At 67.0% G+C, this 20,558-nt stretch carries 20 protein-coding genes and 2 pseudogenes; 14 read left to right on the forward strand and 8 right to left on the reverse strand.

Features of this window, described 5'->3' with window-relative positions; all coding sequences use genetic code 11:
- From ABZV91_RS12870 to ABZV91_RS12885, 4 genes and pseudogenes are all read left to right on the forward strand, one after another.
- On the forward strand, positions 1–183 hold a 183-nt coding region (locus ABZV91_RS12870; protein ID WP_355239774.1), incomplete at its 5' end, for a hypothetical protein.
- A gap of 1,115 nt (positions 184–1,298) precedes the next feature.
- Positions 1,299–1,427, forward strand: a pseudogene (locus ABZV91_RS12875) (exodeoxyribonuclease III); the annotation flags it as partial.
- A 10-nt stretch (positions 1,428–1,437) separates the two neighbouring features.
- Positions 1,438–1,932: a ribonuclease domain-containing protein gene (locus ABZV91_RS12880; RefSeq protein WP_355239777.1), complete on the forward strand. Its 495-nt coding sequence runs from the start codon at positions 1,438–1,440 to the stop codon at positions 1,930–1,932.
- Positions 1,932–2,411, forward strand: a complete 480-nt coding sequence (locus tag ABZV91_RS12885) for a barstar family protein (protein ID WP_355239779.1) — start codon at positions 1,932–1,934, stop codon at positions 2,409–2,411. Before ABZV91_RS12880 ends, ABZV91_RS12885 begins: the two co-directional genes overlap by 1 nt.
- 11 nt (positions 2,412–2,422) lie before the next feature.
- On the opposite strand, the gene ABZV91_RS12890 is transcribed toward ABZV91_RS12885, so the two are convergent.
- Entirely contained in the window at positions 2,423–3,058 is a 636-nt protein-coding gene (locus tag ABZV91_RS12890; RefSeq protein WP_355239782.1) for a TetR/AcrR family transcriptional regulator, read from the reverse strand.
- 195 nt (positions 3,059–3,253) lie between these two features.
- Between ABZV91_RS12890 and ABZV91_RS12895 the strand changes: the two genes are divergently transcribed.
- The 5 genes from ABZV91_RS12895 (at position 3,254) to ABZV91_RS12915 (ending at position 9,249) form a co-directional block, all read left to right on the forward strand.
- Positions 3,254–4,255: an oxygenase MpaB family protein gene (locus ABZV91_RS12895; RefSeq protein WP_355239785.1), complete on the forward strand. Its 1,002-nt coding sequence runs from the start codon at positions 3,254–3,256 to the stop codon at positions 4,253–4,255.
- Complete coding sequence (trpS, locus tag ABZV91_RS12900) at positions 4,215–5,249, forward strand: tryptophan--tRNA ligase (protein WP_355239789.1); 1,035 nt, start codon at positions 4,215–4,217, stop codon at positions 5,247–5,249. The genes ABZV91_RS12895 and trpS overlap by 41 nt, the downstream gene beginning before the upstream one ends.
- 43 nt (positions 5,250–5,292) lie before the next feature.
- A complete protein-coding gene (gene yhjD, locus ABZV91_RS12905; RefSeq protein WP_355239792.1) occupies positions 5,293–6,321 on the forward strand; it encodes an inner membrane protein YhjD in 1,029 nt (342 codons plus the stop codon).
- Between the two features lie 425 nt (positions 6,322–6,746).
- On the forward strand, positions 6,747–7,988 hold the full coding sequence (locus tag ABZV91_RS12910; RefSeq protein WP_355239795.1) for an MFS transporter: 1,242 nt from the start codon (positions 6,747–6,749) through the stop codon (positions 7,986–7,988).
- Positions 7,978–9,249 carry an ATP-grasp domain-containing protein gene (locus tag ABZV91_RS12915; RefSeq protein WP_355239798.1) on the forward strand — a complete coding sequence of 424 codons (1,272 nt, stop codon included), beginning with the start codon at positions 7,978–7,980 and terminating at the stop codon, positions 9,247–9,249. The genes ABZV91_RS12910 and ABZV91_RS12915 overlap by 11 nt, the downstream gene beginning before the upstream one ends.
- A gap of 57 nt (positions 9,250–9,306) precedes the next feature.
- Here ABZV91_RS12915 and ABZV91_RS12920 read toward each other — a convergent pair whose 3' ends face one another.
- The 5 genes from ABZV91_RS12920 to ABZV91_RS12940 all read right to left on the reverse strand — a co-directional run bounded on the left by ABZV91_RS12920 (position 9,307) and on the right by ABZV91_RS12940 (position 15,042).
- Positions 9,307–10,605 carry a D-alanyl-D-alanine carboxypeptidase family protein gene (locus ABZV91_RS12920; RefSeq protein WP_355239801.1) on the reverse strand — a complete coding sequence of 433 codons (1,299 nt, stop codon included), beginning with the start codon at positions 10,603–10,605 and terminating at the stop codon, positions 9,307–9,309.
- Positions 10,606–10,698: 93 nt separating this feature from the next.
- On the reverse strand, positions 10,699–11,796 hold the full coding sequence (locus ABZV91_RS12925) for an adenosine deaminase (protein WP_355239804.1): 1,098 nt from the start codon (positions 11,794–11,796) through the stop codon (positions 10,699–10,701).
- Between the two features lie 73 nt (positions 11,797–11,869).
- The gene (locus ABZV91_RS12930) at positions 11,870–13,288 is read right to left on the reverse strand and encodes a thymidine phosphorylase (RefSeq protein ID WP_355239806.1); all 1,419 of its coding nucleotides are present in this window, start codon (positions 13,286–13,288) and stop codon (positions 11,870–11,872) included.
- A gap of 132 nt (positions 13,289–13,420) precedes the next feature.
- On the reverse strand, positions 13,421–14,422 hold the full coding sequence (locus tag ABZV91_RS12935) for an LLM class flavin-dependent oxidoreductase (RefSeq protein ID WP_355239809.1): 1,002 nt from the start codon (positions 14,420–14,422) through the stop codon (positions 13,421–13,423).
- A 224-nt stretch (positions 14,423–14,646) separates the two neighbouring features.
- Entirely contained in the window at positions 14,647–15,042 is a 396-nt protein-coding gene (locus ABZV91_RS12940) for a cytidine deaminase (RefSeq protein WP_355239812.1), read from the reverse strand.
- A gap of 179 nt (positions 15,043–15,221) precedes the next feature.
- Here ABZV91_RS12940 and ABZV91_RS12945 point away from each other — a divergent pair, with 179 nt between their 5' ends.
- The 5 genes from ABZV91_RS12945 (at position 15,222) to ABZV91_RS12965 (ending at position 19,653) form a co-directional block, all read left to right on the forward strand.
- Positions 15,222–15,473, forward strand: a complete 252-nt coding sequence (locus ABZV91_RS12945; protein WP_355239815.1) for a GreA/GreB family elongation factor — start codon at positions 15,222–15,224, stop codon at positions 15,471–15,473.
- 647 nt (positions 15,474–16,120) lie between these two features.
- Positions 16,121–16,519, forward strand: a complete 399-nt coding sequence (sdhC, locus tag ABZV91_RS12950) for a succinate dehydrogenase, cytochrome b556 subunit (RefSeq protein ID WP_081876974.1) — start codon at positions 16,121–16,123, stop codon at positions 16,517–16,519.
- 2 nt (positions 16,520–16,521) lie between these two features.
- The gene (locus tag ABZV91_RS12955; protein ID WP_355239819.1) at positions 16,522–17,004 is read left to right on the forward strand and encodes a succinate dehydrogenase hydrophobic membrane anchor subunit; all 483 of its coding nucleotides are present in this window, start codon (positions 16,522–16,524) and stop codon (positions 17,002–17,004) included.
- Positions 17,005–17,020: 16 nt separating this feature from the next.
- A complete protein-coding gene (sdhA, locus tag ABZV91_RS12960; RefSeq protein WP_355239822.1) occupies positions 17,021–18,880 on the forward strand; it encodes a succinate dehydrogenase flavoprotein subunit in 1,860 nt (619 codons plus the stop codon).
- A complete protein-coding gene (locus ABZV91_RS12965) occupies positions 18,880–19,653 on the forward strand; it encodes a succinate dehydrogenase iron-sulfur subunit (protein ID WP_355239825.1) in 774 nt (257 codons plus the stop codon). Before sdhA ends, ABZV91_RS12965 begins: the two co-directional genes overlap by 1 nt.
- 196 nt (positions 19,654–19,849) lie before the next feature.
- Here ABZV91_RS12965 and ABZV91_RS12970 read toward each other — a convergent pair whose 3' ends face one another.
- A complete protein-coding gene (locus ABZV91_RS12970) occupies positions 19,850–20,140 on the reverse strand; it encodes a hypothetical protein (RefSeq protein WP_355239984.1) in 291 nt (96 codons plus the stop codon).
- Between the two features lie 84 nt (positions 20,141–20,224).
- A pseudogene (locus ABZV91_RS12975) lies at positions 20,225–20,423 on the reverse strand (ISAs1 family transposase); the annotation flags it as partial.
- Between the last annotated feature and the right edge of the window lie 135 nt (positions 20,424–20,558).

The following is a 20,558-nucleotide window of genomic DNA, read 5'->3' on the forward strand; positions in this document are numbered from 1 at the left end:
GAATTTATCTCGCTCACCCTCGGCGAAATCCGCCGTCTTCTGGCACACATAATCACCTACCGCCCAGACCACACCGCTATCTGGCAGTGGTCAACGTGGCGGCGCCGGCACCAATACCGGGCCAGAAAAGCCCACTACCAGCGCCGACACCGATTACATAACCAAGTGCGGCTGGAGTACTAGCCGAGTGGGGTGTTCCGTGGCCTCCCCGAAGGGCTGGAAAGAGCGCTTGCTCAGCAGCGCAACAGACACGCCGTGGGCGTGAGCCCGGCTTCTCTTCCTCGTCGACCGAGGCCATTTTTGTGACTCTAGTCACTTTGAATCCTTGGGATCGCGTCAGAATTGGCTGTAACCAATCTGGTAACCGATGAGGTAGGGCGATCGCTAAGCATCCTCGCCTTTGACTTGACTGGGGGGCGAGTTGCACCCTCGCGACTCGAAAGCCTGTGCGAGAGGCTTTTTCGGAAACGCAGCACGCTAATCTGTTAGAACACAAGAACGTTGCCGCCCCCGGACGATGAAGTCCCAGGGTGTAGGCGGCAAGGAGAGGAGTTAAAGCTTCAGCCCTAGCATGGAAAGTCCAGCGCCGGGGCTGTTGAGGAAGGACGTCATGTCTAACCCTCAAGAAGGGCGGTTGCCCCCGGAGGAGCGGGGCAATACACAGCCTGAGCGCCGAGAACCCGAACACCACCGGTGGTTACGAGCCATCCCGGCGGTGGTGAAGGCAGTCTTTGGGTCCGTCCTGGACCTGACCGTAGAAATGATCGGAACCGGCGTTACGCCGGAACCGGATCAGATCTTGGCGCGGCTCGCACTTGCAGGTGCGGGCCTTGTGCTCCGCCAGCTCTGGAAGAAACGACGGAGGTAACCCAACGAGAGGTGGTGTGGGTCATACGGTGTTGGAGCACCCGACCCGCACCCACTCGCTGACATTTACATACCCGGTATGTAAATCATGAAAACATGATAGCAAGATTTATACGACGCAGCTTAGCGGTACTCACGGCACGTCCGGCACATCGGAACGTATCGAGCCGGATGGGGAGAGTAGGCAACTGGCGTCTCGCCTGCCCAACCACTTAGCTCATCTGGGCAGTCGCCGGTGTAGGTCTGCTTCTATCCATCCTCGGGCGCGCATCGCGTTTCGGCCGTGTTCTACCTGTCGCGCTGGTGACGTAGATTCGTCAGTCATGACCGACAAGCGCGCTACCAGCAACGCGCGTAGCTGGTTCTCCATCCTGCTTCCTTTTCCTTCCCTGCTGAGGGCAATCCTAGTTTGTAGAACGGAGTCGGTCCGATGGCGGATCAATTACCAGCTGGCGACGCCGCAGGCCGCCGAACGGGCGAAGCAGGCGGTGGTCGAAGGGGCCGCGACCTACGCGGAGCGCTGGTCGGACCACGCTCCGGTGACGGTCCAGTATCGATGAAGGGGTAGCCGTGCGTGCGAAAGTTGTGAAGGTCCTGTCGGCGGTGGGTGCGGTGCTGGTGGCTGTCGTGGTCGCCCTGCTCGGCACCCAGGGGGATGGGAACGACGGCGGGTCCTCGGCCGCGGCCCGGTCGGAGACCACGGTGACCTCCGCACCGGCGGTTCCGAAGCCGGCGCCGGGCCGGACCACGGCCTCCGATGCCCCGGTCGTATCGAAGGCGGCCGGGGTGCCCGACCGTGCCTACACGACACTCGTGGAGATCGATGCCGGGCGCTGGCCCGATTCGGCGAACGCTCCGGGCACCAAAGGCGGTGTCCCGTTCAGGAACCGGGAGGGTCGCCTGCCCGCCGCCGATTCCGCGGGCAAGGCCGTCGAGTACCGGGAATGGGATGTGAACCCGAAGAAACCGGGACAGTCCCGGGACGCCGAACGCATCGTCACCGGCAGCGACGGATCTGCCTGGTACACCGGCGACCACTACGACACCTTCACCAGGATGCGCTGATGTCCGAACCTGTTCTGCTGGCCGATTTCCTCACCCTGCCGCGCCACGGACCGACGGTCGTGGCCGCGCCCCCGGCCGTCGGTGCGGCGGCCGTGGACGCCGCCGAGTTCAGCAGGGTGCGCTACAGCGCGCCCGCCGGTTACCGGGTGCGCGAAGTCCGCGGCAGCCGGATGCGCACAGTCGCGGGGTTGTTCGACGAATTCGCCGCGGCTCTGCAGTTCCCGTATTACTTCCGGCCGAACAAGGACGCGTTCGACGAATGCCTGTTCAACCTCGAGGATCTGCTCGGGGACGCCACCGGCTATGTGGTCGCCGTCCGCGATGCCGAGCAACTGCTCGCGGATGCGCCGGGAGAGCGGGCATGGTTCGATTCGGTGCTCGCCGAATGCGCGGAATTCTGGATCTCACGGGAGGTGGCGTTCCGGGTCGTGCTGCAGGGGGCGCCGGACGGGCTGACCGCGGTTCCCGTCCGCATTTGACCGTCGGCGGGTCAGGTGCCGCGATGCGCGAAATCCTCACCGAGCAGGACGAACACATCGGTGGTGTATTCGATCAGCTGGTCCCGGTCGATCGGCAGATCACCGCGCACCCAGCCGGTGAGGGTCTGGACCAGCCCGCCCACCAGGTAGGTGGCCCGGAAATCTATCACCGGGTCCGGCGCCGGATCGCTGACCCCGTAGAACTCGATTCCCTCACTGGCCACCAGCCGGGCGAAGACCCGGATCGTCTCGGTGGTGCGCGCCCGTAACTGCGGGGTCGCCATCGCGGCGACCATGGTGACCTCGGTCTTGCGGGGATCGTCGGTGAGCAGGTGGATACCGGCGGTGATGGCCGCGTGCGCTTTGGCACGGGAGTCGTCACCGGCGGTCCGCAGGGCCCCCGCGATCGCGATCACCAGTTCCTCGGCGATGCCGTCGACCAGCGCGGTGAGTACGTCGTCCCGGCTGCCGAAACTCTCGTAGTAGTAGCGCTCGTTGAGCCCCGCCTCCGAGCACATCCCCGACACGGTGAGCTTGTCCAGTCCCTGGGTGCCGATGATCTCGAGTGCCGCATCGAGCAACGCGGTGCGCCGTTGGACCCGCCGTTCCTCCGCGGACAAACCGCCATACGTGCGCTGCGCTGCCATAGCCCGAGTTTATTGGTCCGCCCACCCTCGCCTTCACAACCAGCTCACCGCCACACCCCGTCGGCGCCGCCTCCGCACCGCCACGGAAACCGCCGCAATTTGGGAACACCTCTTGCCAGAAACGCTCGAACTGGTGGATGCTATTGCCAGATGCGGGTGCGCAGTGCACGTCGTGGAGCCGACCAGGAGGCTGAGATGGCCGTGGACACCGGATACTTCTCCGACGACTCGATGATCAGGCGGGTGATGCGGAAACGCGCCGTAGGGTTCACCTACGGACTGCGGGCGCTCGTGATCGGTGCGGTGAACCCCCTGCTCTACGTGGGAACCGCCGAGTCGACCGAACATCGCGACACCCCCTACACCCGGCTGGCGCTTACCGGGAAACTCTTCGAAGCCGTCTTCTTCGGCACCCGGGAGCAGGCCGACCGGGCGCTGGCGTTCACCGGGAAGAAGCACGCGAAGGTGCAGGGCCGGCTACCGGAGCACGCGGGGGCGCACCACCCGGCGGGGTCGGCCTACTCCGCCTACGACCCGCACCTGAGCTTCATGACCATGGCGTTCACCTTCGAATCGGCCGAGGTTATGTACGACCTGCTGGTCCGGCGGCTCAGCGATACCGAGCGCGAGGACCTGTACCAGGACTATGTGTGCTGGGGCGAGCTGTTCGGCATGCCGCGGAAGGCGGCCCCGGCGGACTACCGGGCGTTCCGGGCGTACTTCGACTCCTACCTGGCCTCCGACGAGCTGTTCCTCACCGACGAGGCGCGCAAGGTGGGCAACTATCTGTCCGGCCACGTGGTGCCCTACCCGCAGCGCGCGCCGGGCCGGCAGGTGAGTTCGGCGTACTACCTGCTTGTCCAGGGCAGCTTGCCCGGGCGCATCCGCGAAATGTACGGGATCGAGTGGAAACGTACCGACGAGATCGCCTACCGCGGATTGGCGCAGTCGGTGCGCAATGCGCACAGCGTGCCCTCGGTGCTGGTACCGCGGCCGGTGAAAACCGCGCTCAACGGGCCGAGCGCACCGATGTACCGGCTGATCACCGAGCAGGAGCGGCGTCTGGCCCGGGAGGGGAAGCAGAGTATGCCCGGGATCGATCCGCGCAACTGGGCGGAGCGAAATTCGGCTCGACCCGCATGCCAAAATCATGGGCATGTCCAGTCCTGCGCAGACCCCGGCCGCCGGGGAACGTAAACAGCGGGTGCTCTCAGGTATCCAGCCGACCAGTGCCTCGTTCCACCTCGGTAACTATCTCGGTGCCCTGCAGTACTGGGTCAATATGCAGGACGAATACGACACGCTGTACTTCATCCCGAATATGCACGCGATCACGGTGTCGCAGGATCCCAAGGAACTGCGCCGCCGCACCCGGGTCGCCGCGGCGCAGCTGCTGGCGCTGGGTATCGATCCCCAGCGCTCGACCCTGTTCGTCCAGTCGCAGGTGCCCGAGCACGCCGAACTGACCTGGGTGCTGAACTGCATCACCGGGTTCGGCGAGGCGAGCCGGATGACCCAGTTCAAGGACAAGTCGGTGAAACAGGGGGCCGAGAACACCACCGTCGGCCTGTTCACCTATCCGGTGCTGATGGCGGCCGATATCCTGCTCTACCGGGCCCATCAGGTGCCGGTCGGGGAAGACCAGCGTCAGCATCTCGAGCTCACCCGCAATCTCGCCCAGCGGTTCAACACCCGGTTCAAGAAGACCTTCGTGGTCCCGGAGGCCCATATCGTCAAAGGCACCGCGAAGATCTACGACCTGCAGGATCCCACCGCCAAGATGAGCAAATCCGCGAGTTCGGACGCGGGCCTGATCAACCTCCTCGACGATCCCAAGGTGACGGCGAAGAAGGTGCGCTCGGCGGTCACCGATACCGAGCGCGAGATCCGCTACGACGTCGAGCACAAGCCCGGCGTCAGCAACCTGCTGGTGATCTTGTCGGCGCTGACCGAGACGCCGATCGTGACGCTGGAGAAGGACTACGCAGGCCGCGGGTACGGCGACCTGAAAGTCGACGTCGCCGACGCACTGGTCGAATTCGTCACGCCGTTGCGTGCGAAAGTGGAAGAGTACATGGCGGATCAGGGTGAACTCGATCGCATACTCGCCACCGGAGCCGAGCGTGCGCGCGAGATCGCCGGCAACACTCTCGCACAGGTTTACGACCGGGTCGGCTTCCTGACCCACTGATACCGGTCCGCGGCCGTGCGTGTGGCGATGAGGGGCGCGAACAGTGCAGGTGATCGATAACGGCAAGGCCGCAGTCCAGCGCATGATCGGACAGCGGCCGTGGCTCGATCATCTGGTGCGTGCGGCGGGCAGATATCAGAGTCAGCGCGGCGACTACTACGCGGCGGGTATCACGTATTTCACTGTGCTGTCCCTGTTCCCGCTGCTCATGATCGCCTTCGCCATCGCGGGCTTCGTGCTCGCGGGCAATGCCGAGCTGCTCGGCGAACTGCAGGACAAGGTCGTCGAGAACATCCCGGGCGAGATGGGGGATCAACTCAACGACCTGATCGACCAGGCGGTGAACTCACGCGGCACGGTGGGTGTGCTCGGTCTGCTCACCGGGCTGTATTCCGGCCTCGGCTGGATGGCGAACCTGCGCAAAGCGCTGACAGAACAGTGGGAGCAGCCCTCGGACGAGGACAACTGGCTGCGCACCAAACTGTCGGACCTGGGTGCGCTGCTGGGTCTCTTCCTCGCCCTGGTGGTATCGCTGGGGTTGTCGGCGGTGGCGTCGAGCCGGCTCGGTGTGCAACTGCTCGAACTGCTGGGCCTGCACGAGATGCCCGGGGTGCGGTGGCTGTTGTGGCTGTCGTCCACAGTGCTCGCCATGGTGGCCTCGTGGGCGCTGTTCGCCTGGATCATCGCCCGGTTGCCGCGGGAACCGGTCACCCTGCGCAGTGCGCTGAAGGCCGCGGCGCTGGCGGCAGTGGGTTTCGAGGTCTTCAAGAATATCGCCGGGATCTATATGCGGTCGGTGCTGAACAGTCCGGCCGGCGCCGCCTTCGGTTCGATCATCGGCATCATGGTGTTCAGTTACGTGGTCTATCGGATCATCCTGTTCGCCACGGCCTGGGCGGCCACCGCACGGGAGAACGAGCAACTGGCTTCGGTGCCGGTCCCCGCGCCGGCGCTGATCCGGCCGCGAATGGACAGCGGCCGGCCGGGCGTGTTCGGTGGTGCCGCGCTGTTCGGCGCGGGCGCGCTCACCACTCTGGGACTCACCCGGTTGCGCCGCCGCCGGCGCGGCTGAACGGCGCGCCCGGCCGGGCGGCGCGCGTAACCCGGCGCAGCACCGGATGTTCGGCCATATTTCACCTCGGCGGATCGGGCCCGAACCGCGGGCGGCCGGTGGGCGACATACGCGAATACTCCGATACCGAATCGGCGCTCTTGCCGGAGCCGTCCGGTCGTTTTCGCCTCGGCGGGGTGCCTGAGTACCCCGCCGGGTAAGTGCTTATGCGCCCGAATACGGATATTTCTGCTCGTATGACGGATGTTCCGGGGCGGCGCCTGTCTTATGGTCCGATCCGAGGCAGCTCGATTCCCGGAAATTTACCGGGACGCAGAGCATTCGGCATGCTGCCGAGTAGAGGAGGACCCGGTGGATTCCGAGGCATCGACCCGGCATCCCGCACCAGAGGTGGTGCGCCCGGCTGATTCGAGGCGGAGTATCCGTTGGCCGTCGCGCTAGCCCGCAAGCGGAAGACGCCGACGTTTCCCGCGGAAGTATGGATCATTTCGATCACCACCTTTCTGAGCAGGTCGGTCGGCTTTCTGGCGCTCTTCTCCACGGTGTTCTACAAATCGATGGGATTGAGCCCCTCGGCGTTGACCCTCGCATTGTTCGCGGGCGGTTTCGCCGGGGTGCTCGGATCGGTCGCCGGCGGCTGGTTCGCCGCCCGTTTCGGCTCCACCGATGTGCTCATCGCCGGTTCCTTGCTCAATGTTCCGCTGCTGTACCTGCTCGGTACTTCGACAGATGATCCGGTACCGGCCATTGTCCTCGCCTCGCTGAGCGTGGCGGTGACGCAATCGTTCTCGGGGCCCGCGGCGGCGTTGGTGACGGGATCGGCCTACGAGGGAAACACCGTCACGGTGGTCGCTTTCCACCGCATTTTCCTCAGCAGCGGTGTCACGGTGGCGCCGATCATGGTTTCCGCGGTGGGCGAGCACAACTTCTCGATGTTGTTCTTCCTGTCCGCGCTCGGGTCGGCGGGCACCGGCGCGTTCCTGTTCTCCGAACGCGCCAGGCTCCGGGGTGCCGAGGTGCTGGCGGCGGCGCGGGAGCGGAACGCGCCGGTACCCGATCCCGTCTCCGATGCCGCCGCGGCGGCACCACACGATCCGTCCCGCGTTTCGCGGCTGTGGGCGGTGGTCGTGGTATTCGGCACGGCCATGGCGGTCTACGCGCAGAGTATGAGTGGAATTCCGCTGTCGGTCGCGAAGATCTCCGACGACGGTCGGCTCTACAGCGTGCTGCTCGTCGTCAATTCACTTTTCATCATCTTCTTCGAGCTGCCGATCAGTACGCTGACTGCCCGCCTGAAATGGAACTACGCGCTGGGGCTGGGGATCTTCGTCACCGGGCTCGGGCTCGCCGTCTGCGGCGCGGGTTCGAGCTGGACCGTATGCATCGTCGGATTCGTGCTCTTCTCGTTGGGCGAGGCGATTTTCATTCCGCAGGCGAGCGCTTCGATAGCCGATATCTCGACGCCTTCGGAGAACCCCAGGTACCAGGGATACCTGTCGGCCGCCCAGTCCTTCGGTTTCGCGGTGGGCCCGGGCCTCGGCGCCTTCGGGGTGCTGCACGACAGCGCGCTGTACTGGACGCTCGTCATCCAGATCTCGTTCGCCGCGGGCGCGGTGGCGGTAGTTGCAGGAATGTCCAAGGACAGGAGTTCGGTTCGTGTCGGATAATTCGGTATTGATCGTGGATCCCGTGAGCTCGGGAAAACTGTATCCCCGGGTGCTCCAGCGGTACGGGATCGAACCCGTCCTCCTGGATACCGATCATGCGCTGGTCTCGGGATTCCGTACCGCGCCCACACCGGGGGCGGTGGATTTCGCCGCCGATCTCGGGAATTCCTATGAAGCGCTGCTGCGCCTGTGCACGGAGCGGTCGGTCGCCTATGTCGTCGCCGGATCCGAGCCCGGTGTCGAATTGACCGAGCGATTACGCGCCGATATTCCGGGTTGCCCGGCCGGGGAGACGCCGCTGCCGCAGCGAAGATGGGACAAGCAGTACATGTTCGAGGCCCTGGCCGCCGCCGGGGTGCCGACACTGGCCACCCGGGCCGTGCCCGCGGGGCACACCGCGGTACCGGCCGAAGCGGTGGCCGAATTACGCGCCGGCCGCAAGCTGGTGGTGAAACCGGCCCGGGGCGCCGCCTCCGTGGATGTCCGGCTGGTCGGGACCCCCGGCCAGCTGACCGAAGCGGTCACGGCGATCACCGACAGTGCGGGATTTTTCGGGGGTGCCTCGGCCGCTCTCATCCAGGAGATGTATCCGGCCCCCCGGGTGGAATACGCCGTGGACACCTTCTCCACCCCGGCCGGACACGAGATCCTCTGCGTCACCGTGTACGACAAGTGGGTCTCGGAGTCCGGCGATTTCGTCTACGAGAAGGGCCGGTGGCTCGACCACGACGAGCCGATCGTGCGGGAACTGGCCGAATACGCGCGCCGCGTGCTCGATGCCCTGGGTATGCGGGTGGGGCCCGGGCATATGGAGATCATGTCCGGCCCGCTGGGCCCCCGGCTGATCGACTTCGGGGCGCGCGCCCACGGGATCGGTCACCCCCAGCACACCTATGTGCTGACCGGTAATTCGCAGATCCACCGCGAAAGCGAATACATCGCCGAGCTCTTCGGTCTGCGCGCGCCGGTGCCGGCACGCGATTGTGGCTATGTGTTGTCCCGGCGCGGCGCGCTGGTGTTGCTCAGTGTCGAGCGAGAGGCCCGGTACCTCGGTGGAGCCGATGTGCTCCTGGCGGAGCTCCCGGGTGTGCGGGAGGTCCGGATGGCGGCCGAGCCGGGGCGGATCTATCCGGCCACCCGGTCCATGATGGATTCGGTGGCCCTCGGCCTGGTGTTCGTCGTCGCGGATACCGCCGAGGAACTCGATTTCCGGTGCGCCGAAGTCCGGAAGCGGGCCGGCGACTTCTTCACCACGGACTGACCCGGGCCGGCCGGGGGCGGTGAGGGACCCCCGGCCGGCACCGCCGGGAAACTCCGGCTAGCGCTGACGGGTGCGTACGTGCCAGGTACCGAGCAGCAGAATCGGTACCAGGATCAGACCCCCGACCATGAGCAGCATCCACAGCTCTTCGAATCCTCCACCGCCCGGGCCCTGGGCCGAGTACGCCACCGCGTCCTGCGGCGGGACCGCGAGCCCCGGTGCGTCGAGTTCGGATTCGTCGTCGTCGCCGGGGATATCGCCGACCCGCGCGTCCGGGCCGAGCGCGAAACCGTAGTCGAGCAACCGGGCCGCCTGCTCCCACGGGCGGATCGGCAGTACATCGGCCTGGAGCAGGGTCACCGCGAGCCTGCGGCCGTCGCGTTCGGCGGCGGCGACGAAGGTCTGGCGGGCGTCGTCGGTGTAACCCGTCTTGCCGCCCAGTGCTCCCGGGTAGTTGTAGAGCAGTCCGTTGTCGTTCGCGATCGGGAAGCCGGGATGGTCCTGGTCGCCGGGGATGCGTGGGTCCGGTGGGTAGCCGGGGAAGTCGAACTGTTCGGTGTTGATCATCTCCGCGAACAGCGGGATCGACATGGCCTCCCGGAAGAGCAGCGACAGGTCGTAGGCCGAGGTGCTCATCCCGGGACCGTCCAGACCGGACGGAGTGGCCGCGCGAGTGTCGTAGGCGTGCAGTGATTTCGCGAGATCGTTCATCTCGAGCACCGCCACGTCGTCGCCGCCCAGTTGAGCGGCCAGGGCGTGGGCGGCGTCGTTACCCGAGGCCATCACCAGGGCGTGCAGCAGTTGCCGGTTGGTGTAGCGGCCGCCCGGACCGATCCCGACGCGGGTGCCCTCGACATCGGCGTCGGCCTGGGTGCCGACCACGACCTTGTCCAGGTCGAGGGTGCGCAGCGCGACGATCGAGAGCAGCACCTTGATGGTGCTGGCCGGGCGGTAACGGCCGTGCGGGTCCTTGGTGGCCAGGACCGCCCCGGTGTCCAGGTCCGAGACCATCCAGGCGGTCGCGGAGATATCGGCGGGCAGTGCCGGCGCGCCGGCGGGCAGCACCACACCGCATTCGCTGAGCCGTTTCCCGCCGATCGGTGAATCGGGGACCGACAGCGGCGTCGGCGCCGATTCGCCGGGTGCGGGGACCTCGGAGGCGTCGATCGCCGGCGGCGGCTGTGCCTTCTGCGGGCACGTATCGGTGACCGGGGTGGTGAACGGAGTGGTGGTGGGTGGCGCGGGCTGCGCTGCCGCGCTCCCGCAGACGGTGAGCGGTCCGGCCGCGAGAACCGCGGCGGAGAGCACCGAACCCAGGAGGCGGGCGGTGCGCTGGTTTAGCTGCCTGTTGTACATATCGACGCCGAGCCTAGAATCCCGGCGCCCGAGAGGTGCGCCACGGGCTCCCACCGATGGTTTCCGGACCGACCGGTACTCCGGGGCGCCGCCTCAGCCCAGCAGCACCGCGTACCCGGGTTTGATGATGTCGTCGATGATCCGCAGCCGCTCCGGGAACGGGATGAACGCCGATTTCATCGCGTTGATGGTGAACCGTTCCAGATCGCTCCAGCCGTAGCCGAAGGTCTGGTGCAGTTTGAGCATCTCCCGGCTCATGCTGGTATCGCTCATCAGGCGATTGTCGGTGTTCACGGTGACCCGGAAGCGCAGTCGCGCCAGCAGGTCGAACGGGTGTTTGTCCAGCGAGGGCACCGCGCCGGTCTGCACGTTCGACGACGGGCACAGTTCGAGCGGCACCCGGGTGTCACGCACATATGCCGCCAGCCGCCCGAGCCGGGCATCCTCGATTTCGCCGGGCACCTCGATATCGTCGACGATCCGGACGCCGTGCCCGAGCCGGTCGCACCCGCAGAACGCCAGCGCCTCGTGAATGGACGGCAGGCCGAAGGCCTCACCCGCGTGGATAGTGAAATGCGCATTGTTGACCCGCATGAACTCGAAGGCGTCCAGATGCCGGGTGGGCGGGTATCCGGCCTCCGCGCCCGCGATATCGAAACCGCAGACCCCGCGGTCGCGGAAGCGGACCGCCAATTCGGCGATCTCCCGGGACCGGGCCGCGTGCCGCATGGCAGTGAGCAGGCAGCGCACCACGATGGATTGCCCGGCCGAAGCGGCGGCCGCCGCACCCGCGGCGAAACCGGCCAATACGTGTTCGACCACCTCGTCGAGCGTCAGGTCCTGCTCGAGGTGTTGTTCCGGCGCGAACCGCACCTCGGCGTAGACGACCCCGTCCGCGGCCAGATCCTCGGCGCATTCGCGGGCCACCCGGTGCAACCCCCGCGGGGTCTGCATCACGGCGACCGTATGGGTGAAGGTCTCCAGATAGCGTTCCAGCGAGCCGCTGTCGGCCGCGTCCCGGAACCAGCGCGCCAAAGATTCGGCATCCGTCGCGGGTAACCGGTCGTATCCGCAGTCAGCGGCCAGTTCCAGCACGGTGGCGGGCCGCAGCCCACCGTCGAGATGATCGTGCAGCAGCGCCTTCGGGGCCCGGCGCAGTGTGGCGAGATCCAGCGGCAGAGGTCCGGTCATATGCCGACGGTATCGCCGAATGTCGCGGCGGTCAGCCGTACGGCCGGAAATGTTCCACCTCTTCGACAGGCGCTCACGTCGAATTCCCTTCGTGGTCAGCGGCCGGACGCGGGTGGTTGTGCGCGGTAACCGGCCCGGACCGGGCGCGCGGGTGACCGGAATGCCGGTGTGGCGACCAGTGCTGTCCGGCGCGGTGCGCATCGGCCACCCGGTCGAGGACGAGCGGACCGCGGGCGGGTCGGTCGGTGGATCCGGTCCCGACGGTGATCGCCCCGGCCAGGGCCTCGAACGCGCGGGGGAAGGCCTCCGGGGTGTCGGTGTGCAGGGTGAGCAGCGGTTGGCCGGCGGTGACCCGGTCGCCGGGGACCGCATGCCACTGGACGCCCGCGCCGGCCTGGACCGGGTCGCCCTGGCGGGCGCGGCCGGCGCCCAGGCGCCAGGCGGCGATACCGATCCCGCGCGCGTCGAGGTGGGTCAGGGTCCCCGAGTCCGGCGCGGACAGCGTTTCGGTGTGGGCGGCCGCCGGCAGCGGGGCGCCGGGGTCACCACCCTGCGCCCGGATCATCGCGGTCCAGTGGTCCATGGCGCGTCCATCGGCGAGCGCGTCGGCGGGATCGGTGTCCAGACCCGCCAGCGCGACCATCTCGCGCGCCAGGGCCAGCGTCAGCTCCACGACATCGGCCGGTCCGCCGCCCGCGAGCACCTCCACGGCCTCGGCGACCTCGAGCGCGTTACCCGCGGTGCGTCCCAGCGGGCTGTCCATCGCGGTGAGCAGTGCCACGGTCCGTACGCCCGCGTCGGCGCCCAGTTCGACCATGGCGGTGGCCAGCGCGTGCGCCTCGTCGCGGGTGCGCATGAACGCGCCGGATCCCACCTTCACGTCCAGGACCAGGGCGGCAGTGCCCTCGGCGATCTTCTTGCTCATGATGGAGCCGGCGATCAGCGGAATGGATTCGACCGTGCCGGTGGTGTCGCGCAGCGCGTAGAGGCGTTTGTCGGCGGGCGCCAGATCGGCGCCGGCCGCGCAGACCACACAGCCCGCGGCCGGGTCGGTGAGGATCTCGCGCATCCGGTCCGGGTCGATATCGGCCCGCCAGCCCGGAATCGATTCCAATTTGTCCAGGGTGCCGCCGGTGTAGCCCAGTCCACGGCCGGACAGCTGCGGTACCGCCGCACCGCAGGCGGCGACCAGCGGGGCCAGCGGCAGGGTGATCTTGTCACCCACGCCGCCGGTGGAATGTTTGTCGACCGTCGGCCGGGGGAGATCGGTGAAGTCCAGCCGCCGGCCCGACCGCAGCATCGCCTCGGTCCAGCGCGCGGTCTCCCGCCGGTTCATCCCGCGCAGCACGATCGCCATGGCCAGCGCCGCCATCTGCTCGTCGGCCATCTCACCGCGGGTGAAAGCGGCTATGGCCCAATCTATCTGCGCGTCGGACAGCTCGCCGCCGTCGCGTTTGGCCCCGATGATCGATACCGCGTCGTGTGCTGTCACGTCACCAGTCTGGCAGCGCCGCGGCGGTCGCGCCCGGGTACGCCGAGCCGGTCCGGCGGGCCTCTTCTACCCGGCCACGTCGGGGCCGCGGTCGCGATCGCGGCCGGCGGGACGCCCGGTGTGTCCGGAGAACTACTCCTGGAGCGCCCGCAGGGTCTCGAGGCGGTGCTGCACCGTGGGCCCCGTGGGGGTCACGATGATCTCGTCCGCTCCGGTGTCCTTCACCAGTGTGTCGAGCCGGTCGAGGACCTGCTCGCGCATGCCGATCGCCTGGTCGGCGTTGCGGTCGTCGACGAAGGCGTTCTCCGCGTCCGACCAGGGGTACTCCTCCGCCTCGGCCAGGGTCGGTATCCGCTGGGGCAGCTGACCGGTGCGCATCCGCAGCTGGACCAGGCTCTGCGGCAGGGTGCGGCGGCGGGCCTCCGCGGCGGAGTCGGCGACCACGGTGGCCACCGCCAGCATCGAATGCGGTTCGCTGAGCACCTCGGAGGGCCGGAATTCGCTGCGGTACAGCTCGAACACCAGCGGGGTGTTGCGGCCACCGGCGAAATGATGGGCGAACGCGAACGGCAGGCCCATCATCGCGGCCAGCCGGGCACTGAAATCACTGGAACCCAGCAGCCACATCTCGGGGACGTCGCCCTTACCGGGCACCGCCTGGATACGGTCGCCCTGTCCACCACGCAGCGGCGGAATCGTCCCGAAGTAGGCGAGCAGTTCCACTACCTGTTTCGGGAAATCCTCCACCGCCTCGGCCGCCGCGCCGCGCCGGATGGTGGCCGAGATGAGCGGATCGGTACCGGCGGCCCGGCCCAATCCCAGGTCGATACGGTCCCCGTAGAGCGCGACCAGGGTGCCGAACTGTTCGGCGACCACCAGCGAGGAATGGTTGGGCAGCATCACCCCGCCGGAACCCACCCGGATCCGTTCGGTCGCCGCGGCCACCCCGGCGATCAGCACCGGCGGCGCCGAACTCGCGATACCCGGCATGCCGTGGTGCTCGGCCACCCAGAACCGGCGGTACCCCAGTCGCTCGGCCTCCCGGGCGACGGTCAGGGTGTCGGCGAGCGCCTGCCGATGTGATCCGTCGGCGGCGACGGCGGCCAGGTCGAGCACGGAGAGGGGAACAGTCATACCCGGACCAACCCGTTCTGTCCCGCGTGGATTCCACGACGGCGGGACGCCGGCGGGGCCGTCGCGCGCTGCGCCGGTCGCCCATCGGCTCGTACTCGCGGCCGTTGTGGATCTGAAGCCTGCTGCCGGCGGATCGGCCGGGCCGGCACCGAGCCGACCTGGGGGCCGGCGCCGTAGGAAGGCGCGCTGCCGATCGGCGCCGGGAACTCGATGCGGTGTGGCGGTCAGGTCCTACCGGCAGCGAGGTCGTCGGGCCCGAAGGCGTCGGCCAGCAGCCGGCCCAGGGGTACCGGCCCGTCGGGGTGGTCGATGAGCAGTTCCTTCCCGCCGAACTCGAAGAGCACCTGGCGGCAGCGCCCGCAGGGCAGCAGGATCGCGCCCCGGGAATCGCAGACCGAGACGGCGAGCAGCCGGCCGCCTCCGACGGTTCTGTTATTGCCGACCAGCACACATTCCGCGCAGAGCCCCAGCCCGTAGGACACGTTCTCGACATTGCAGCCGAGGGAGATGGTGCTGCCGTCCCAACCGGCCGCGCCGACCGGAAAACGGGAATAGGGGGCATGGGCGCGTCGCATGGCGGTGTGCGCGCTGGTGCGAAGAAGATTCCAGTCGATATCCATAGCTGCTCCCGCGTCCGTGGGCGACCCACCGGGTCCCGGCCCAGCCTGCCGCATCACCGTGTCCGCCGTGCGACTACGCGCACGATCTGTTCCGCGCAGATGTGAAACACGTCGTTCCGCTCGGAGATATGTAGAGAACCCGGCCGCTCGGTCCGGGGCCCCTCACCAGGAAGGTGCGAATGACGCTTCCGAAGTTCCTCATCGTCATGGTGTATTCGAAGTTGCTGCTGTCCAGGCTCGACGCCTTCGACAAGGTCGAGGTGCGGATGGAGTACCAGATCGTGCCCGATCACGAGGCCGATCCCGCCGTCGGCAAGTACCCGCAGAGCGCGCCGGCGAGTCAGGCACTGCTGGGGCGGGTGCCCGGAGATGTCGTCGACACCGTTTTCAACTACGAGGCCGTGCGGCTACGGGTCGATTCGATCCACTAGGGCGACTGACCCGGCGTGGTTCCACCGGCGGCCCGCCCCGGATGCGCGGCGGCCGGTGGGCCCGGGTCTCGCGCCCGGCCCGGGCGGCGGGCGGTCTGTCCGTATTTCCGGGCACGGCGGAAAGGTGTTCGTCGCCGCGGCGATCGGTACGCTACTCTGGAGTAACTTCGTCTCTCCGGTTGAGACATTTTGCACATTGCCGGTGTGCGCGACGGCGAGATCGGCATTGTGCGTCGCGGTGCGCGCCGGAAATCGCGCGGTGTGCGCGTGCGTGGCGGGTCGGATGTGAAATCCGCTGCACACCAAGGTTTTGCGGAACAATCCGACGCCGCGGAGTGGTTCTGTGAGTAGGTGATCGAGGGCGCGACGGACCCGCCGCGGAACCCCTCCACCGCCTTACAAAGGTAAACCTAACCTGTGTGATCTGGGCGCAACGCGCGGCACGCCGAATTAGTTCCCCGATTGCCAGAGGATTAGAGTCCAGAACAGATCGGTTCAGGTTCGGCGGCGGCGAGCCCTATCGACAGCGGCCCCGGAGTCGGTCCCTGTCGGCCGCGGGTTGGTACGCCACCGAATTTCCGGCCCGCCACACCGGTGCCGGGATCTGCGACCGGGTCCATCAACGATGTTGGAGGCACCGAAACTCTATGGCCACGATAGAAGCTCCGGCCCAGCCGAAGCGCAAAACGCTGTACCGAGGCGACCCCGGAATGTGGTCCTGGGCCCTGCACCGGATCACCGGTGTCACGGTTTTCTTCTTCCTTTTCGTGCACGTCCTGGACACCGCGCTCGTACGGGTCAGCCCGCAGATGTACGACGAAGCGATCGAGATCTACAAGACGCCGATCGTCGCGCTCATGGAGATGGCACTCGTTTTCTGTGTGCTGTTCCACGCGCTCAACGGTGTGCGGGTCATCCTGGTGGACTTCTGGTCCCAGGGGCCGCGCTACCAGAAGCAGATGCTCTGGGGCATCATCGGGCTCCTGGTCGTGCTCCTGGTGCCCTCGATCGGCCGCATGTTCTACCTACTGTTGACGGAGCACTGAGAATGACTGCATTGCGAAGCAATTCCGTGGGGGGCGGCGGTCGGGCGACGGGTGGGCCTGCACCCGTTCTCGGCAAGTCCTACGACCGTCCGGCGAGCCTGGATCTGCCGCGCTCCCCGCGTTCGCACGCCAGCGGGAACTTCGAGAAGTACGCGTGGCTGTTCATGCGCTTCTCCGGTCTCGCGCTGATCGTGCTGGTCTTCGGTCATATGGCGATCATGCTGCTGCTCGACGGCGGCGTGAAACGGCTGAACTTCGCCTTCGTCGCCGGCAGGTGGTCCAGCCCCTTCTGGCAGATCTGGGATCTGGCCATGCTGTGGCTGGCGCAGCTGCACGGCGGTAACGGTGTGCGCACCGTGATCGCCGACTACTCGCGCAAGGATTCGACCCGGTTCTGGCTGAACACGCTGCTGGTGCTGTCGATGATCCTGATCATGGGCGTGGGCACCTACGTCATCTTCACCTTCGACCCCAATATCAGTTAGGAACGGGCCACCTCGCATGAGTGAGCGCAGCGAACGAATCGACGCTACCGGTGAGCGCAGCGAAGGAAGTGCCGCCGCAGGTGAGAGCAGCGAACGAACCAGCGGACCCGTTGAATCCCGACCTGTTCAGGAGCACCGCTACGACGTGGTGATCGTCGGTGCCGGTGGCGCGGGCATGCGGGCGGCCATCGAGGCCGGCCCACGGGCACGGACCGCGGTGCTGACCAAGCTGTACCCCACCCGCAGCCATACCGGCGCGGCTCAGGGCGGTATGTGCGCGGCCCTGGCGAACGTCGAAGAAGACAACTGGGAGTGGCACACCTTCGACACGGTCAAGGGTGGCGACTACCTGGTCGACCAGGACGCGGCGGAGATCATGGCCAAGGAGGCCATCGACGCGGTGCTGGACCTGGAGAAGATGGGTCTTCCCTTCAACCGCACGCCCGAGGGCAAGATCGACCAGCGTCGCTTCGGCGGTCACACCCGTGACCACGGCAAGGCCCCGGTCCGGCGCGCCTGCTACGCCGCCGACCGTACCGGTCACATGATCCTGCAGACGCTGTACCAGAACTGCGTCAAGCACGACGTCGAGTTCTACAACGAGTTCTACGTACTGGATCTGGTGCTGACCGACACCGATCGCGGGCAGGTCGCCACCGGCGTGGTCGCCTACGAGCTCGCCACCGGTGAGCTGCACGTCTTCCACGCGAAGTCGATCGTCTTCGCCACCGGCGGCTCGGGCCGGATGTACAAGACCACCTCCAACGCGCACACGCTGACCGGTGACGGTATGGCGATCGTGTTCCGCAAGGGGCTGCCGCTCGAGGATATGGAATTCCACCAGTTCCATCCCACGGGCCTGGCCGGCCTGGGCATCCTCATCTCCGAGGCCGTCCGCGGTGAGGGCGGCATCCTGCGCAACGCCGACGGTGAGCGGTTCATGGAGCGCTACGCGCCCACCATCAAGGACCTCGCGCCGCGCGATATCGTCGCCCGCTCCATGGTGCTCGAGGTGCTCGAGGGTCGCGGCGCCGGACCGAACAAGGACTACGTCTACATCGACGTGACCCATCTCGGCGAGGACGTCCTCGAGGAGAAGCTGCCCGATATCACCGAGTTCGCCCGCACCTACCTCGGTGTGGACCCGGTGAAGGAACTGGTACCGGTGTTCCCGACCTGTCACTACGTGATGGGCGGTATCCCCACCCGCATCCAGGGCGAGGTGCTGAAGAACAACACCGATATCGTGCCCGGCCTGTACGCCGCCGGTGAATGCGCCTGTGTCTCGGTGCACGGTGCGAACCGGCTCGGCACCAACTCGCTGCTCGATATCAATGTGTTCGGCCGCCGCGCCGGTATCGCCGCCGCGGAATACGCGCATCGCGCCGAATTCGTCGAGATGCCGGAGAACCCGGCCCAGATGGTGCAGGACTGGCTGGCGCTGATCCTGTCCGACCACGGCAACGAGCGGGTCGCCGATATCCGCACCGAACTGCAGCGGTCGATGGACAACAACGCCTCGGTCTTCCGTACCGAGGACACGCTCAAGCAGGCCCTCACCGATATTCATGCGCTCAAGGAGCGCTACGCCCGGATCACGGTGCAGGACAAGGGCAAACGCTACAACAGCGATCTGCTCGAGGCCGTCGAACTCGGCTTCCTGCTGGAGCTGGCCGAAGTCACGGTGGTCGGGGCGCTCAACCGCAAGGAGTCGCGTGGCGGGCACGCGCGCGAGGACTACCCGGACCGCGACGACGTGAACTTCATGCGGCACACGATGGCCTACAAGGACGGCGCGGATCTCCTCTCCGATATCCGCCTCGACTTCAAGCCGGTGGTGCAGACCCGTTACGAGCCGATGGAGCGTAAGTACTGATGACCGCTGTAGCCGAGAATCCGACGGCCGCGAACCCGGCGCCGGTCCCCGAGGGTTCGACCATGATCACCGTGAAGGTGGCGCGGTTCAACCCGGAGGACGGTCAGGGCCAGCGCTGGGAGTCGTTCCAGGTGCCCGCGCTGTCGACGGACCGCTTCCTCAACATCCTCATCTACATCAAGTCCTATCTGGACGGCACCCTCACCTTCCGGCGCTCCTGCGCGCACGGGGTGTGCGGGTCCGACGCCATGCGGATCAACGGGGTGAACCGGCTGGCCTGCAAGGTCCTGATGAAGGACATGCTGCCGAAGAACGGTAAGCCGGTCACCATCACCGTCGAACCCATCCGTGGTCTGCCGGTCGAGAAGGACCTGGTCGTGGACATGGAACCGTTCTTCGACGCGTTCCGGGCGGTGAAGCCCTACCTCATCACCTCCGGTAACGAGCCGACCTTCGAGCGGATCCAGAGTCAGGCCGACCGCGCCCGGTTCGACGACACCACCAAGTGCATCCTGTGTGCCTGCTGCACCACGTCCTGCCCGGTGTACTGGCACGACGGCAGCTACTTCGGCCCGGCCGCGATCGTGAACGCGCATCGCTTCATCTTCGACAGCCGCGACGAGGCTGCCCGGGAGCGCCTGGACATCCTCAACGAGGTCGACGGTGTGTGGCGCTGCCGCACCACCTTCAACTGCACGGATGCCTGCCCGCGCGGTATCGAGGTCACCAAGGCCATCCAGGAGGTCAAGCGGGCTTTGCTCTTCGCCCGCTGAACCGTTCAGCGCCTAACCGTGGGGCGTTCCCGATGCGGGAAGCGCCCTGCGGTTCCCCCGCTCGCTCGACCGGATAGCTACGACTCGGCTCGAATGAAAGCCGCCCTCCCACCGCGCTGCCGCCAGATCTCACAGATCTCGATGGTCTGCCGGTCCATGCTCCGATACACGATTCGCCAGGTATTGCGGCCGACGATCAGCTTGCGGACGCGCGGAGCTCGTCATCGAGTGACGTCCGGTTCCCGTTGTCGGTCGCGGCCCGGGCGAGCACCAATGCGAGGTCACGAAGGTCGGACTCCGCGCGATCCAATTCAGCGAACCGATCCATGCCGACCACGGCAGAAACCGGCCGGTGATGGCGCGTGACAAACAGATCGGTACCACCTTCGGCATCCGCCACCAGGCCGGCGACGCCCCGCTGGGCGGCGTCGGAAACACTCAGCTCGCGAGTATTGCACATGATGACATATCCCGGAGATCCGCCCACGCTGCGACAGGTTGATCCCCCTCGCGAAGAGCGCTGCGGAAGTGCGAGCAGCGCCACCGTGCCGTGCCGCGGAGCACCTTGAGGCTTATCGCTGGGCCGGTACTTCTCGGTCAGGCCGAGGTCGGCGAGCAGGGCCGCGGGTGCGGTGCGCCCAGATGGAGTAGCCGGTGAAGCCGCGCATGCCAGCGGCGGTGGCCGGGATCGCGATGGCTAACAGCAGCGGCATCGAGTCGCGCAGTCCACGGGGATCTCGGGGGTCGGGTACCGGGGCGAGAACTTTCAGCAGACCCGGATTCGAGGTGTCGGGTCTCGCGGGCAAGTCATGCGATCGAGGGTAGTCGGGAACCGAGATAGTGTTGCTGCGGGCACGGGCACTCTGGGAACGAGACGGCGTAGAGCATCTTGATTGGTACCTGAA

This window comes from Nocardia sp. NPDC004568, assembly GCF_040609955.1.
Lineage (GTDB): Bacteria > Actinomycetota > Actinomycetes > Mycobacteriales > Mycobacteriaceae > Nocardia.

Coding starts and splice junctions, on each gene's coding strand:
- ABZV91_RS12885 (WP_355239779.1), top strand. CDS start 1,932: ATGTCCGAACCTGTTCTGCTGGCCGATTTCCTCACCCTGCCGCGCCAC.
- ABZV91_RS12890 (WP_355239782.1), bottom strand. CDS start 3,058: ATGGCAGCGCAGCGCACGTATGGCGGTTTGTCCGCGGAGGAACGGCGG.
- ABZV91_RS12895 (WP_355239785.1), top strand. CDS start 3,254: ATGGCCGTGGACACCGGATACTTCTCCGACGACTCGATGATCAGGCGG.
- trpS (WP_355239789.1), top strand. CDS start 4,215: ATGTCCAGTCCTGCGCAGACCCCGGCCGCCGGGGAACGTAAACAGCGG.
- ABZV91_RS12920 (WP_355239801.1), bottom strand. CDS start 10,605: ATGTACAACAGGCAGCTAAACCAGCGCACCGCCCGCCTCCTGGGTTCG.
- ABZV91_RS12925 (WP_355239804.1), bottom strand. CDS start 11,796: ATGACCGGACCTCTGCCGCTGGATCTCGCCACACTGCGCCGGGCCCCG.
- ABZV91_RS12935 (WP_355239809.1), bottom strand. CDS start 14,422: ATGACTGTTCCCCTCTCCGTGCTCGACCTGGCCGCCGTCGCCGCCGAC.
- ABZV91_RS12940 (WP_355239812.1), bottom strand. CDS start 15,042: ATGGATATCGACTGGAATCTTCTTCGCACCAGCGCGCACACCGCCATG.
- ABZV91_RS12945 (WP_355239815.1), top strand. CDS start 15,222: ATGACGCTTCCGAAGTTCCTCATCGTCATGGTGTATTCGAAGTTGCTG.
- sdhC (WP_081876974.1), top strand. CDS start 16,121: ATGGCCACGATAGAAGCTCCGGCCCAGCCGAAGCGCAAAACGCTGTAC.
- ABZV91_RS12955 (WP_355239819.1), top strand. CDS start 16,522: ATGACTGCATTGCGAAGCAATTCCGTGGGGGGCGGCGGTCGGGCGACG.
- sdhA (WP_355239822.1), top strand. CDS start 17,021: ATGAGTGAGCGCAGCGAACGAATCGACGCTACCGGTGAGCGCAGCGAA.
- ABZV91_RS12965 (WP_355239825.1), top strand. CDS start 18,880: ATGACCGCTGTAGCCGAGAATCCGACGGCCGCGAACCCGGCGCCGGTC.